Below are 698 nucleotides of genomic sequence, written 5' to 3'. Positions count from 1 at the left end.
CCGCCCAGGCCCCGCCCAGGAAAACGAACCGTTCATGCCGCAAGCCGTCGCCGGCCCCGAGATCGAGCGCCTGATCCAGCTGCTCGCGCGGATGCCGGGCCTAGGGCCCCGCTCCGCCCGGCGGGCGGCCCTGCAGCTCATCAAGAAGCGGGACACGCTGCTCGCGCCGCTGGCCGACGCAATGCGGGTCGCGGTCGAGCGCATCGTCGTCTGCCGCGAATGCGGAAACGTCGACACCTGCGATCCGTGCACGATCTGCAGCGACCCGTCGCGCGACCCGACGCTGCTGGTCGTGGTCGAGGACGTGTCCGATCTCTGGGCGCTGGAACGCTCGGGCGCGGTGCAGGCGCGCTACCACGTGCTCGGCGGCGTGCTCTCGGCCCTCGACGGGGTCCGGCCCGAGCACCTCAACATCGCCAGCCTCGTGGAGCGGGCGGCCCGGCCGGAGGTGAAGGAGATCATCATCGCGCTGAACGCCACGGTCGACGGGCAGACCACGGCCCACTACGTCACCGATGCGATCAAGGACCTCGGCCTGACGGTGACGCGGCTCGCCCACGGCGTGCCGGTCGGCGGCGAGCTCGACTATCTCGACGAGGGCACGCTGACGGCGGCGATCCGCAGCCGCACGGCGTTCTAGGACCTGCCGCGGCGGCGGCGGCGCGGGCATTTGACCGCCCTCCCCCCGCATCCTATTC

Annotated in this window: 1 protein-coding gene; it reads left to right on the top strand. The window is 72.2% G+C overall.

From position 1 onward, the window contains the following. Window positions 1-34 precede the first annotated feature (34 nt). Window positions 35-640 carry a recombination mediator RecR gene (gene recR, locus FV223_RS29200; protein WP_147730063.1) on the top strand — a complete coding sequence of 202 codons (606 nt, stop codon included), beginning with the start codon at window positions 35-37 and terminating at the stop codon, window positions 638-640. Window positions 641-698 lie beyond the last annotated feature (58 nt).

It is taken from the genome of Methylobacterium sp. WL116 (genome assembly GCF_008039455.1).
Classification (GTDB): Bacteria; Pseudomonadota; Alphaproteobacteria; order Rhizobiales; family Beijerinckiaceae; genus Methylobacterium.
The sequence above is the reverse complement of the archived record's forward strand: the minus strand, read 5'-3'. Positions and strand labels throughout refer to the sequence as shown.